We start from the raw sequence: 14,407 nt of genomic DNA, 5'->3' as shown, positions 1-14,407 counted from the left end.
CAAACAAAAGAATGTAACCGAGATTTTTATGCAATCCTTAATAATTAAAAAGCCAACTCGCTAGAGTTGGCTTTAAGTGGTTTAAGATGTTTGATTTATAGGCGCTTTTCGTCTAAAAACTTTTCGAAAAACCATTTTAAACACGTTACCAATATCGCCTAAAATTATGTATAAACATGGCACCAATATAAGCGTAATAAGTGTTGCGAACATCACAGCAAAGCCAAGCGCTACAGCCATAGGGATTACAAACTTAGCTTGTAAGCTGGTTTCAAACATTATGGGCAACACACCTGCGAAGGTGGTAATTGAGGTGAGTAATATTGCCCTAAAGCGTGCGCAACCGGCTTCTATTACCGCGTTTTTAACGCTTACACCCTCTCGGCGTACTTGGTTTACGTAGTCGGTCATTACCAACGAGTCGTTTATTACTACGCCGGCCGCGGCGATTAAACCAAAGCCCGACATTAAGCTAATGTCTAAATCAAACCAAAAGTGACCCCAAATAGCCCCCGTTAAACTAAACGGAATAACCGACATAACAATAAGCGGCTGGGCGTAACTTTTAAGTGGTACGGCAAGTAATATATAAACTAAAATCATGCCGCCTACAAAAAACAGAAACTGCTCATTAGCTTGCGCTTGTTGCTCTTCTATTGCACCACCTAACTCTGATTTAACGCTTGGGTATTCCTCTTTAAGCTGTGGCAATAAGTTTTCTTTTACTTGTGAAACCACTTCGCCTGGCTCTATAACTTCTTCATCAATACTGCCGTACACATACACTGTACGATAACCGCCCTCACGGCGAATATAGCTAATCCCTGGCGTTTCGGTTAGCTCAACTACATCACCTAAAAGTACTTCACGCCCTTGCGGTGTTGTAACTACTGTGTGTTTTAGCGATGAAAACGCTTCGCGAGTCAGTTTAGGGTAACGTACCATTACTCTTACTTCTTCGCCGTTACGTATTACACGCTGCGCTTCGCCACCATAAAAACTGGCGCCTACCTGGTTTGCAATATTAGCAAGGTCGAGCCCTAAATCGTAAGCGACAGGTTTTAAGCTCATTTGCACTTCTTTGCTAGCAGGGTCAATGGTCGAGCTTATATCAAACAAGCCTTTTTGTTGCTGCAGTAGCTGAATAAAACGACGGCCTGCGGCATTAAGCGTATCTATATCAGAGCCAAATAGTAAATAACCAAATTCGCCTTCGCCAGTGCCGCCACCACCGCCAACATCATCTTCAATAGTGAGTGACTTAATGCCTGCAATGGTAGGCATGGCTTCTCGCCAGCGGCGCGAAAGTTCAAACGCGTTATAAGGGCGTAATTCTTCATCAACTAACGGCGCAAGTAACTGAGACTCGGTTCTGCCTTGATTAAATACCAGTACATCACGAATTATTTTTTGGCCAAATTCACGCTCTGTTTCTTCATCAACTCGCAACACCATGGCTTCTACTTCACGAATAGCTGCAATAGTTTGTAAGTCAGACACATTGTCGTTCATTTCTATATGAATTTGCGGAAAATCATGTGGCACTTTTGGCGTAGGTACAGTACGTACTTTATTTGATGTGATAAGCGCAATGCTTATAAAAAACATAGCAATAAAGCCAAACAATACCGTCCAGCGCCAGTCTACACAGCGGGATATAAAACGCTTATAAGGGCCATTTACAAAACCAAAAAAGCGCATATTAAACCTATCGCGCCAGCCACCTTTTTTAATAGGTGAAAAGTGCGTGTGGGCAATATGCGCCGGTAAAATAAGTTTTGACTCAACTAAGCTAAATACTAAACACAGTATTACTACTACAGCAATCGCGTAAAAGAAGGCACTTTCTGGCCCACTCGATAGTGTAAATGGGGCAAACACCGCAATGGTTGTTAATACACCAAATGTAGCAGGGGTTGCTACACGGTTTGCACCACGAACGACGTTTTCAACTCCGCCTCCGCTTTTTTCTACCTCAGTATAAGCGGCTTCTCCTATTACTATGGCGTCATCAACCACAATGCCGAGCACCATAATAAATGCAAACAACGAAATTATATTAATGCTTATACCAAATAACGGCATTAGCATCATTGCCCCTAAAAAGCACACCGGTAAGCCAATCATTACCCAAAGCGCTAATTTAAAGCGCAAGAATAACGAAAGCATAATAGCGACTAATATTGCCCCTTGAAACAAGTTAGCTTTCATCATATCAAGGCGCGCATTTAGGTAGTACGTCATGTCCATTAATGGCTCTAACCTAACACCCGGTGGTAGCTGGGTATTCTTTTGCTCAATATATGCTTTAACCGACTCGGCAACCGGAATCATGTTTTGATCTTGCGTAGCCTTTACCGACATATACACTGCGTTTTCGCCGTTAAATTTAAAGTAGCGCTCGCCTTCGGTAAATTGGTCTTTGATAACGGCAACGTCTTGAAGCAACACTTTAGCGCCGTATTCGCCTATTTTTACCGGTATTTGCCTAAACTCATCACCAGAGTAATACTGGTTTTCAACCCGAACAGAAATAACCCCCGCATCGGTTGTTAGTTGCCCCGCCGAAAAGTTAGCAGAATAACTGCGCACCGCGTTCATTACATCGCTTAGGGTTAAATTGTATTGGCGTAACGTATCAGGGTCGATTTCGATGGCAATTTCATCAAGCGGCACATCGTTTTCTACCAACGATACGTTAGATAGCTGTAATAGCTCATCTTCAATTTGATTAGCAATTGGTTTGAGTTCTGTCAGCGGCAAATCGGCAACTAAGGTCATCCCTATAACATCTTGCCTAAACTCAATCTGACTTATGGTGACCGGTTCCATGCCCGCAGGAAAGGTTGCAATACCATCAACACGCAGCTTTACCTTATCAAGCACATCGGTAAGCTCTGCATCGGTGTTAATTTCAAGGCTTGCCCTACCGCCATTTCTAAAGGCGCGGTACACGCCCTTTTTAATTTCGGTCACATCCTTTAGTGATTCTTCAATTTTTATAAGAATGCTTTCTTCAATTTCTTGTGGTGAGGCACCGGGGTAATTGGCCTCAACATTAATGTAGTTAATTTCTACATTAGGAAACATTTGGCGCTGAATAGTTAAGTAGCTAATAACCCCCATAATGATGATAAAAACCATCATTAGGTTGGCTGCAACAGAGTTTTTAGCAAAATAAGCTATTAACCCTGTTTGTTTTTTTTCAATTGATTCGTTCATTAATTTACACCTTACAACTGTTGCGCTTCAGCGCTACTTTCGGTGTTTGTATTAGCGTTACTTGGCTCGCTCATGCCAGCCACTTTTACCTGCATGCCTTTTTGTGGGTACTCAGGTAACGTGGTAACCAACTTATCATCGGCATTAAGTCCGCTGCTAATATAAAAGTACTCGCCTTCTTCTCTCACTACGGTTACTTTGCGCGGTTCAAGCTCTTGGTTTTCGTTAACTATCCACACCGTTTGGTTATTTACTAATGATTGCGGCAAACGGTAAATATTATTAAGCATGGCGCCTGCAAAATTAACCTGCACGTAGCTGCCAAATTTAATAGCCGGTTGCTGTGTTTTTAAGCCGTATGGGTCTTCAATACGTACCACTAAGCTGCTCATGCGCGTCGCGTTATCTACAATACCTAGGTCGCGGTCAATCACGCCTTCACGTGTAAAACTGTTTAACCCTTTTTGAATAATAGTGGCCTTAATGCCCTTAATTCGCTCCGGTAAAAATACGCTATCAAAACCAGCAATAGGAATAATAACCTCTGCTGTTTCTATATTATTTAAATCAGCCACTTGTGCACCCATAGCCACAAACTGGCCAACGCCTACATTACGGCTCACTACTAACGCATCGTATGGGGCTTTTATATCGCAGTTTTCTAAATCACGTTGTGCTCTTTTTAATGCGGCTTGCGCCGACTTAACCGCTGCTTGGGCGCTTAACACCTGCGGTTTACGTAAAAATAAGTCTGTACGTGCTTTATTCGGAAAACGCTTTGCTTCGTCTTCGGCTACTTTTGCCTGCGCTTGCTCTTCAATTAAGGCTGCTTTGGCACGCGCTAAATCGGCTTCGGCAACTAAAACGGCTGCTTCGTAGTTGTCTTTTTCAATACTAATCAGTGTATCGCCACGAGAAACCACGCCACCAGCTACAAAGCTAGGATGCCAGCTAATTACTTCCCCCGACACCTGCGCCGCCAACTGTGTGTTTTCTAATGGTTTTATTTCGCCGTAGCTGTTTATTATTACTTGGTGATTATTAGCTTCTACAGGCTCAACTTGCACGGTGGGTCGTGTATCTACTGCTGTTTTATTTTGATCTTCTTGTGCAATAGCGTTTATTCCCATAAAGCCCACTACACCAATGGCTAATGCTACAAATGGGAACACCCATCTCAGTGAATTTGATTGCATATCCTAATTACCTCATATTTCTACTAACACTATAATAACAGAGCGCAATAAAACATTAACCTGACATTTGTAAGCAACTGTTACAAATAAATTTAAAAACTCAGTTAAGGTACGTAGCCGTTTACAAATACCTGTAACTCATCGCATTTATTATATTTTGTTACAAATTTTTACTATTTAAAATCAGTGCATTACAAATTAGAGCTATGATTTCATCGAGAACATGTGCGAACAATTTTTAATTTACGTACAGTCACACTAAATAAATAACAGCGAAATAGATTATAAAAATGAAATTAACAACCCTTGCGCTAACACTGAGTATAGCGCTAAGCGGCCACGCAGTGGCTGATGATAAAAAAGAAGACAAAAAATCAAAAACCCTGAGCGAAATGGTCGAAGGACAAACCGAATTTTCAGGTATTTTTAATTTATACCAAGACCAAAAAACCGGTGAACACTTAATGGTGATCACCGAGTCGCAGCTTAATACCCCTTTTGTATACTTTGCCCATACAATCGACGGTGTCACTGATGCCGGGCATTATCGCGGCGCCTATAGAGAAACCAAGCTCATTGAGTTTAGAAAATACTTTGACCGCATAGATATAGTGAGCAAAACACCTCGCTATAAATTTGATCAAAACAGCGCCATTGCCAAAGCAAGCAATGCCAACATCAGCGAAGCCGTTTTAGCCAGCATTAAAATAGAAAAAGAAGAAGAAGGTAAAATAGCCTTTAAGGTCAACAAGCTATTTTTAAGTGAAGCGCTACACAAGGTATCGCCAACGCTAAACCCAGCCGATAAAAACGCTAAAAAACGCTTTAAAGTAGGTAAATTAAATACTAAAAAGTCGCGTATTGTTAAACAGCGCCCCTACCCAAACAACTTAGATATAGTCGTTGATTACGTATTTAGTAATGCCAGTCCCACCGTGCGTGGTACAAGTGCCGTAAGTGACCCGCGTAATATCTCTGTAAAGGTCCAGCACTCTTTTGTGGCATTACCTAAAAACGATTACCAACCACGTAAAGATGATGCGCGCATAGGTTATTTCACCAATCAATTTGATCTAATGACCTCAACCGATTGGGCGCCCTATGACGATGTTATTAAGCGCTGGGATCTACAAAAGAAAAACCCTGATGCTGAACTTTCTGAGCCGGTAAAACCAATTACCTGGTGGATAGAAAACACCACCCCTGTAGAGTGGCGCGACACAATACGCGATGCTGTGCTTACATGGAATAGCTCGTTTGAAAAAGCCGGTTTTAAAAACGCACTCGAAGTTAAAGTACAACCCGATGACGCAACGTGGGATGCTGGTGATATTAACTACAACGTACTACGTTGGACTTCATCGCCAAAACCGCCATTTGGCGGCTACGGACCGGCTCTTGCCAACCCACTAACAGGTGAAATACTCGGCTCAGACATTATGCTTGAGTTTGTATTTATGAAAAACCGCTGGATTTACGACACGCTATACACCCAAGGCACAATGAGCCACGGCCAACACCTGCCTACACAAGGTGAGTTAAATTGCTCACTAGGCCATGAAATTCAACAAAACCTGCTGGTTGCTAAAGGCTTAGCAACAGGTGCCTCGATTGATGACAATGAAATGATTCGCCAAGGTTTAACCCAGTTAATTCTTCATGAAGTGGGTCATACATTAGGCTTAAACCACAATATGAAATCGTCTATTTTGTGGGATGAAAAAGAGGTTCATGACAAAAATAAAACTCAAGGCATAGTAACCGGTTCTGTGATGGATTATGCACCCGCTAACATCGCGCCAATCGGTGTACAGCAAGGTGATATTTTTCAAACTAAGCCGGGTCCTTATGATGATTGGGCTATCAACTATGGCTATAGCAGCGCCTTAGAAGATAAAGCTGCCGAACAAGCACGACTTGAAAACATACTCGCTCGCTCAAGCGAACATGCCCTTGCCTTCGGTAATGATGCCGATGATATGCGTGCCCCGGGCCGCCACATAGACCCCCGTGTAATGATTGGCGACTTATCGTCAAATCCAGCAGCCTATGGCGCCGACCGCATGGCGCTAATTGATAAACTATTTACGGAGCTAAAAGATAAAGCCACAGTAAAAGGTGAGTCTTATCAACAGCTGGTTACCTCGGCTAATAGTTTGTTCGGTCAATACCGTAGACAAGCAGGTGTTATTTCTCGCCAAATAGGTGGCGTATATGTTGAACGTGCAGTAGTAGGTGATACACATGCAAGTAAGCCGTTTATGCCAGTACCACTTGAGCGCCAAACGCAAGCAATGAACATACTTGCTAAATATGTATTTGCACCTGATGTGCTAATCAGCATGCAGCCTTTATACAACTATTTACAGCAACAACGCCGTGGCTTTAACCATTATGGTAAAAATGAAGACCCTAAAGCGCACAAAATGATTTTAGGCATGCAAAAAACGGTACTTGCGCAATTGCTGCACCCGGCTGTTATGCTACGTATTTCAGACACCGCACTGTATGGTAATGAATATAGCCTAACGCAATTTATGGACGACCTAACGGCCAGTATTTTTGTTGATAGCAAAGAGAGCACCTCTATTAGCCGCAATCTACAAATAGAGTATGTAAATCAGCTTATTGCTATTGCAGGCCTAGGCAAAGCAAGTAAACACGATAATTTGGCAAAAACTGCCGCGCTGTATCAGCTAACACAAATAGCTGATACAAGCGTAGGATGGGGAGCCGATACAGCTACTAAAGCACATAAAAAGTATATTGATCACTTAATTGCTAAAGCGTTAGAAGCTTAATAAACTCAATCAAAAAGGCCACGTAATACGTGGCCTTTTTAATGCGAATTTATAAATAAATTGTACCTTTCAAATACCGTACAGCGTTACCAGTTAACCTGACGGTATCCTCGCCTACTTCGCATTGTATAAAACCACCACGGCTTGAAGCCTGATACGCGTTTAATTTATTTCTACCTAACTGCTGTGCCCAGTAAGGGGCAAGGCCAGTGTGAATAGAACCCGTAACAAAATCTTCTTCGCCGCCACTTGCAGGCCAAAAATAACGAGACACCATATCGTACTCAGCAGAACTTGATGTGGCGACAACATCAAGTGGGTATAAGGTTTTTAATAAATCAGGCTGAGTAGTTAAATCATGGATTTGTTGCGCATTTTCGTAAATAGCAAAATATGCTTGACGATTTTTTAGCACCTTTATTGGTTGTATAGACAACCCTTTTAACAGCGCTTCGGGTATAGTTTTCACTTCTACTGGCGCCTGTTTAGGAAAGGTCATAGTAAAACTACCATCGCTATTTTTGTTTACAACAAGCTCCCCTACGGCCGTGGCGTTAAAGCGCACTTGGCTAAGGTTGTGTTGCTCGCATAAAACATACGCAGCAGCGAGCGTGGCGTGGCCGCAAAAATCTATTTCCATTAATGGTGAAAACCACCGTATTGCAAAACTGCCATCAGCCTGAGGGCAAGTAAACGCAGTTTCAGACACATTATTTTCAGCGCCTATATTTAGCATTAACTCATCGCTAAGCCACGCCTCTAGCGGGATCACAGCTGCGTAATTGCCTTTAAATAAAGAGCTTGTAAATGCATCAATTTGATGGATAGTGAGTTGCATAGGTTGACCCCCTAAATTAGTTAGAGTTTAAACCTGCCACATAGTCATTAAATAATCACTATTAATTTTATAGCTAAGCCATTGCGAGGCGCATTTTATAATATTGCATACACGCAAATTGCACAGCATTTGTAAGCAGCAGCATAACAAACATTAAAATATGTGAGGTGCTGGTCATAGCACTGCTTAGCTCTACATACAAGCCACAGGTACCTGCTACAAACTGCAAGCTAAAGTAGCGAGCACTTAAATTGCTAATATTGCCACTGCGTAAGGTTTTATACGTTTGCGGCATTACCCGTACTGAGCTCATTACTAGCCCTACGTATGTAAGTGCGTTAAGTACCGATGCTGTTTCTAGGCTTTTATTTAACAGCAATAAAAAAGGTAATAACGAAAAGCCAAGCATAGCCACAAGCTGTATACGTTCAGCTTTTGCGGCGTTATAGCGGGCAAAGTAATATAAAATTAAACCACTTAGCACTCCAGTTACAAAAAACGGTAGTGCTATAAAGTAGCGTTCAAAATAAATATTGTAAGTAATAAAGTAGAGGCTTTGCGCTAAACCAAAAGTCATCATTAATAGTGATAACCCCGACACACTGCGATTCTTTCTAATTTTGCTCAATAGCGGTAAAAAGCTAAAAACTAAAATAAAAGCCGACAAAATAGGTAGATAGTGCGCCAAAACAACCTCGCTCGTTACTTAAATGTTAATATAAAACCCGCTAGAAACAATAAATAAACATCTGTTTTTAAATGAGTTTTAAAGTGAGCGCGCATTGTAATGGTGAATATATTTTACTCAACAAATTAGCGTAACCCTATATTAGGCACTGGCAAGATAGCTGTACAAAAACCGTTACTTTAAGTGGACACCAAATCGTACTTGTATATTGGAGGCTGAACACTTTGCACCCTGTCTTAAACAACGAGTGTGTATTTGTCGCACAACTATGAAATGCTACTGATAATTGTTATCATGCGCAGGTCTGTGGCAATTACACAATTATAAACTATGAGAAAAACACTTTTTAAAATTCACAGTTGGGTAGCCCTTATCGCGCTTGTCCCGCTGTTTGTTATTAGTATAACGGGTAGCGTTTTGGTATTTAAAAGCGAGATTGACGGCTTATTAATGCCAGACAGTCACTTTGTTGTACAACAACAAGCCAACCGCTTACCTATGGATACACTTATAACAAAAACGCAAAAAGCGTACCCTGAGTATGTCGTAGGTAGCTGGGAAATATTTAACGATGATACTGCTGATCGGGTTTATTTAATAAAGCGCGGTACAGAAGACTGGTATAAATTTCATTTAGATCAATACACTGGCAATATTCTTTCAGAGCCAGTGGGAACCAGCCACTACTTTACAGACTGGTTTTTAGATTTACACTACACCTTTTTACTCAATGATTTAAAAAATTTACCAGGCCAAACTGGTACCGTTTTAGGCTTCTTTTTTGCGGTGTTTTTTTTAGTACTAGGTATTACAGGTCTTATTATTTATCGTAAGTTTTGGCAGCGTTTATTTAGCGTACGCTGGCGCGCCACACTGCAAATAGTGCTTAGCGACATCCATAAAATGACCGGTGTAATTGGCTCGCCCATTATTATAATTTTAGCCATCACTGGCGGCTACTTTAACGGCGCTGTGTGGTATCACGAAGTCATTGAACACGCAGAAGAAGAACACTTCGTACTTACTAAAAATTTATACAATGAAGAGATTTTTTTTCAACACGTGCTTGATGATAGCCAAAAGCAAATACCCACATTTAATGGCACATTTTTAGTCATGCCGCTTGAGCCAGACGAAAACATAACGCTATTTGGAGAAGTAGATACCAGTAACCCACTTGCCAGCGAATATGCCAATACCGTTACTTACAACAAGCTAACGGGCGAGCATATGGCAAACTGGGACATCCGCGAAGTGGGTGTAGGTTGGCAAGTAATTGATAGCTTTAGAAAACTTCACTTTGGTTATTTTGCAGGGCTCATTAGTAAAATAATTTGGTGTGTTATTGGTTTAAGCCCTGTTTGGCTTGGTGGTACTGGCTTTTATTTGTGGTTTACTCGCCGTAAGCGCAAAAAGCAGTCTCAAAAAAACCGCTTAAGTAAACACCGCACTGCAAGTGCTTGATTAAAAAATCACCTCACTGTAATGTTAACAATCACAGTGAGGTGATATATGAAATATCTAGTTTTTACTCTTAGCCTTTTTTTAACTGCCTGTAATAGCACGCCGCCTGCAATGCCCATTAAAAAGGTGCAGCTAACACACGTAATTAACCACTCTCTTTTCGAGCAAGTTAAAACACCTAATGAGCAGAGCATTTTTGAGCTGCCAAAACCCGAACAAGAAAAGTTTTTAGCATACGCGCATAAACACTTAAATGAAGTTCGCGCTGATGAAATTATTTTTAACTACCTAGAAAGCCAACTTACCAACTTTAAGTATCACGGCGATACACTAACATCTAAACAAGTTATTAAACGCGCACAAGGCAACTGTATTAGTTTAGCTGTATTAACCCAAAGCTACGCCACACTTTTAGGCCTCGATACCAGCTTTCAAGAAATGACCAGTGAACCTGTGTATGCCAAAGAAGGTAATTTAGTCTACATCGCCAATCACTTTAGAACCAAAGTGTATGCGCCAGAAGAAGAAATAGATGGTAACTATATTGTATTTATTCGCCCTGGCACGTTAATAGACTACTTTCCCACACGTGGCAGCTTTTATTCCGGTAGTGCAACGTATAACGATTTACTCAGTAAGTTTTATAGTAACTTAGCCGCCGCGGCATTAGCCGAAAACAATCTTAATAAGGCTTACTCTTTAATTATGCAAGCCAACCGCTTTACCCCAAACGATGCAGAGCTTTTTAATATAGCCGGCGTATTGCACCGCCGCGCAGGCGATCTAAAAAGCGCTCACATGATTTATCAAACCGCGCTTGATAGAAACGATATAAGTATAAATTTAATTAATAACTATCGAATATTAGCAAATGAGCTAGGAGATAAAACACTAGAAAAACGCCTAACAAGCCAGCTTGTTGATAAAGAGAAAGACCCCTACGAGCTACTCGTGATTGCTAAAAATAACTTACATCAGGGCAAGGTCACCCAAGCTAAAAAGCAACTTGAACTCGCCATTGCAAAAGCTCCTTATATATCGGAGCTCTATTTAGAGCTGGCTAAAATTCGCTACCAACAAGGTCACACAGCGCAAACACAAAGCTTGCTTGAAAAAGCCATCCAATATGAGCGTAATAAAGAAAGACTAAACGTGTATCAAGCTAAGCTTGCATCGCTAAACAAGCCCAATTAACCACCAATACTTTAAATTAGTTTAAACGCAGCTTTTACTAATGCACTTATTACACAAGTGCATTAGCGTGTTATCGTAATTTACTTATAGCGAGTAGTAAAAACTAAACCAGCCGCGCATTTCATCCTCAAAGCTATCGCCTTCTACGCGCGATAACCCCATATTAAAGGTTAAATCGTTCACACCGGCTGGACCTAGTCCAAAGCTAAAATTGCCTTGATACTTTAAACCATAACTTTGTGCGTATACCGCATCATCTACCTGGTGCTGTTTATAATAAAGCCACGGCATGCCTTCTTTAAAGCTAAAGCCACCGCCATAACCCATATAGCGCTCAGCAGTTGTGCTATAAAATGGCAGCTCTGATGACAGCACAAACTCACTATTTTGGTGCTCGCTAATTAGGTTTGAGCTAAATCCGCCTAGCGCTAAACTACTATTATCGCGCTGCTTTTGAGTAAAATTAATATAAAGCGGCACATCAAACGCTTTACCAAATACGTTGGCCGCTAAATCGTAGCCGTCCCAATTAATGTTTTTACTGCTGCCATCGTAATACTGGGCATTAACACTTTGCCCTATAGCAAATGCTTGACGGTCGTACTGCCAGCTTTGGGTAATGCCTATGCGCGCCCACTTATTATAGTCTTGCTTATAATCGGTATAGTTAAAGGCAAGCTCTGGCGTTAGGCTAAACGCCGCGTATTTAATTGGGTAACTTAAGACTGCAAAACCACCTCGTGCAGGTACTTCTGCATTTTCGCTCGCTTGGTATTGTTTTGCAGTATTTAAATCATAATCAAATACACTCAATTTAAGCTTAACTGGCAGTGCATTGTATTTTGCTTGGGCGTACCCACCGTGCAAAGCATCATCATTTAAATCAACACTATATCCCGCTTGAAGGTCTAACTGTTTAAGTAAGTCACTGCTTTTAATATTAATATTTAAAGCACTTGTAGCGGCAGAGTAATACTGTGCGCCTAGCGCTAAACTTCCATGCTGATCAAGCACATCGTAGCTGCTTTGCTTACCTACATTGTCGTTATATATTTTTGCTTTAGGCAAAGTGTACTGTTCCACCAAAAGCAGTGGCGCATTATTATCCTGTGCCAAATCAGTAATTATTTCGCCCTCTACTGTACTTGGTAATTGCTTTACATTAGGCCCATCAGCAGTAATGGATAAATAAAGTAATGCTCCGTTGCTTGTTTCTAGGGGGTGAGCAACGGCCTCTTGGCCCTGGGTAAGTTTAGTTAATGTATTACTTGCAATATGGTAGCTATAAATATCAGTTGAGCCTTTTAAGCCGGCTACAAAGTAAATTTTTTCACCGTTTTTACTAAAGCTGGGCTGGCTTAGGTATTGGTACCCGTTGGGCATAGGCACGGCTTGGCGAGTTTTATTGGCAATATCTTGTATATACAATTGCCAATTCTCATTTAAATTGGCGGATACATAAGCTAATTGGGTTTCATCAGGGCTAAAAGTTGGATAGTCGTAGGCTGTTTTTAAGCTTTTTGAAAACAAAGGGGTAATGGTTTGCGTGGCTAAATCTACTTTTACTAACTCTGAGTAGCCACCGCGTACTTGCTCAGCGTAAAGGGTTTCGCCATTGTTTGTAACAGTAAAACGACGTAAGCCAGCTAGCTTAGTTAACTGCTCAACGTTTCCGGTTTCGGTGTTATAACTAAAAATATCAGACACCTTGTTATAAATACCCGTCTCTTCACGCGTATAAGCATTAAAGTAAAGTGTGTTGTTATTTACCCATTGTGGATTAGCAATGCCCGCTCTGTTTATTTGATTTAATATGTGTTTTTGCTCACGCTGAAATACACTCGGGGGGTTATCGGGTATATCCAATGCATCGTTTTCTAATAGCGCTTTTTGTGCTTTTGTAAATGCTTCCTCTGCTTTGGTATTTTCCTGCGTGCTGTAAATAATAAGCTTGGTTTTTTTATCTTTATCGCGCTCAACAATCGCAAGTTTACTGCCATCTTTTGAAAGCACAGGGTTGCTTGCATATAAGTTGAGCTTTAACCACAGCTCGCTGTTAAGCGCAGGCTCTAACTGCTCTTTTGCCATAGCTTTATAAGTATATTGAGCAATAAAGCGGCCATATAGCTTAGCGGCACTTTGGCCAAATATCCCAGTAAAGGCCTCGTTAAAATCGCGCTTTTTAACAGCCTGCATGCGCGTCCAAACAGCATCGAGCATTTGCGTTGAATACGTTTGCTCTAGCCAATTTAAAAACCGGCTGCCCATTAAATACGCCATAGAGCCTGCCATAAAACCGCCCTCGGTGGCGCTTAGTTGGCTATAGCTCGGCAGTGCCCCCTGCTGAGCAAACTCAATTAGCATTGACTCGGTGTAGTTATCAAATAGTCGCCCTCGGCCCGTCATTTTTGACTCAAGTAAGGTTGCATAACCTTCGGCTACCCAGCGCGGCATATCGCTGTAAGTTAAGTCGTAAATATCCCACACACCCCTTATTTTTTGCTGCCATGTGTTACGTGTTGGCTGCGCTAAATGCACTAAGTGAATATATTCGTGCAATATAAGTAATTGCTGCCAGCCACTCATGTTAGAAACCACCGTGTCTGATTGTGGGGGCGTGGTAAAAAGGGCCATTAAGGGATTATTAGAAGTAGGTAAAGCAAAACCGTTGGGCGCATTTAGGGGATCAAACACCACCACATCAACTACTTTATCGAGCGCTCGGTTTTGCTGCTCAAGCACTTTACTGCGCACTATTTCAAGTTCTACCGCTGTCGATTTAGCATAATCGGCATTTTCGGTGCTGTAATGCACATTAAAGTGTTCGGTATGAATAGTTTGCCAATCAGCAGCTAAGGTAGGTGTGGCTAATAACAAAGAGGCAGCGATGAGTGATTTTTTCATAATAATCCTTTAAATGATTGATACCACTTAGAGTATTATTAAACCAGCCAACGTTGCAGTAAAAAAATGTAACAAAGCTTATAAAAGTGTATGTTTTATA

General features: G+C 41.3%; 8 protein-coding genes. 3 read left to right on the top strand and 5 right to left on the bottom strand.

The annotated features are described in order from the left end of the window. Positions 1-81: 81 nt before the first annotated feature. Positions 82-3,222: an efflux RND transporter permease subunit gene (locus AN391_RS11550; RefSeq protein ID WP_055015538.1), complete on the bottom strand. Its 3,141-nt coding sequence runs from the start codon at positions 3,220-3,222 to the stop codon at positions 82-84. Between the two features lie 11 nt (positions 3,223-3,233). Beyond that, entirely contained in the window at positions 3,234-4,418 is a 1,185-nt protein-coding gene (locus AN391_RS11545; RefSeq protein WP_055015537.1) for an efflux RND transporter periplasmic adaptor subunit, read from the bottom strand. Between the two features lie 290 nt (positions 4,419-4,708). Between AN391_RS11545 and AN391_RS11540 the strand changes: the two genes are divergently transcribed. Beyond that, positions 4,709-7,219, top strand: a complete 2,511-nt coding sequence (locus tag AN391_RS11540) for a zinc-dependent metalloprotease (protein ID WP_055015536.1) — start codon at positions 4,709-4,711, stop codon at positions 7,217-7,219. A gap of 49 nt (positions 7,220-7,268) precedes the next feature. Here AN391_RS11540 and AN391_RS11535 read toward each other — a convergent pair whose 3' ends face one another. Next, positions 7,269-8,057 (bottom strand): PhzF family phenazine biosynthesis protein, encoded by a 789-nt coding sequence (locus AN391_RS11535; RefSeq protein WP_055015535.1) that lies wholly within the window; start codon positions 8,055-8,057, stop codon positions 7,269-7,271. Between the two features lie 73 nt (positions 8,058-8,130). Then, on the bottom strand, positions 8,131-8,745 hold the full coding sequence (locus AN391_RS11530; RefSeq protein ID WP_055015534.1) for a SemiSWEET family transporter: 615 nt from the start codon (positions 8,743-8,745) through the stop codon (positions 8,131-8,133). A gap of 330 nt (positions 8,746-9,075) precedes the next feature. Here AN391_RS11530 and AN391_RS11525 point away from each other — a divergent pair, with 330 nt between their 5' ends. After that, a complete protein-coding gene (locus tag AN391_RS11525; RefSeq protein ID WP_055015533.1) occupies positions 9,076-10,209 on the top strand; it encodes a PepSY domain-containing protein in 1,134 nt (377 codons plus the stop codon). A 48-nt stretch (positions 10,210-10,257) separates the two neighbouring features. Then, complete coding sequence (locus AN391_RS11520) at positions 10,258-11,403, top strand: lipopolysaccharide assembly protein LapB (protein WP_055015532.1); 1,146 nt, start codon at positions 10,258-10,260, stop codon at positions 11,401-11,403. A gap of 84 nt (positions 11,404-11,487) precedes the next feature. On the opposite strand, the gene AN391_RS11515 is transcribed toward AN391_RS11520, so the two are convergent. Continuing rightward, entirely contained in the window at positions 11,488-14,307 is a 2,820-nt protein-coding gene (locus tag AN391_RS11515; protein ID WP_055015531.1) for a PD40 domain-containing protein, read from the bottom strand. Positions 14,308-14,407 lie beyond the last annotated feature (100 nt).

Source organism: Pseudoalteromonas sp. P1-13-1a (genome assembly GCF_001401875.1).
Classification (GTDB): domain Bacteria; phylum Pseudomonadota; class Gammaproteobacteria; order Enterobacterales; family Alteromonadaceae; genus Pseudoalteromonas.
This window is presented reverse-complemented; position numbering and strand designations above follow the sequence as displayed.

What these genes read in the sequence shown, in the direction of transcription:
- AN391_RS11535 (WP_055015535.1), bottom strand. Translation starts at nt 8,057, where the DNA reads ATGCAACTCACTATCCATCAAATTGATGCATTTACAAGCTCTTTATTT.
- AN391_RS11515 (WP_055015531.1), bottom strand. Translation starts at nt 14,307, where the DNA reads ATGAAAAAATCACTCATCGCTGCCTCTTTGTTATTAGCCACACCTACC.
- AN391_RS11525 (WP_055015533.1), top strand. Translation starts at nt 9,076, where the DNA reads ATGAGAAAAACACTTTTTAAAATTCACAGTTGGGTAGCCCTTATCGCG.
- AN391_RS11540 (WP_055015536.1), top strand. Translation starts at nt 4,709, where the DNA reads ATGAAATTAACAACCCTTGCGCTAACACTGAGTATAGCGCTAAGCGGC.
- AN391_RS11545 (WP_055015537.1), bottom strand. Translation starts at nt 4,418, where the DNA reads ATGCAATCAAATTCACTGAGATGGGTGTTCCCATTTGTAGCATTAGCC.
- AN391_RS11520 (WP_055015532.1), top strand. Translation starts at nt 10,258, where the DNA reads ATGAAATATCTAGTTTTTACTCTTAGCCTTTTTTTAACTGCCTGTAAT.
- AN391_RS11550 (WP_055015538.1), bottom strand. Translation starts at nt 3,222, where the DNA reads ATGAACGAATCAATTGAAAAAAAACAAACAGGGTTAATAGCTTATTTT.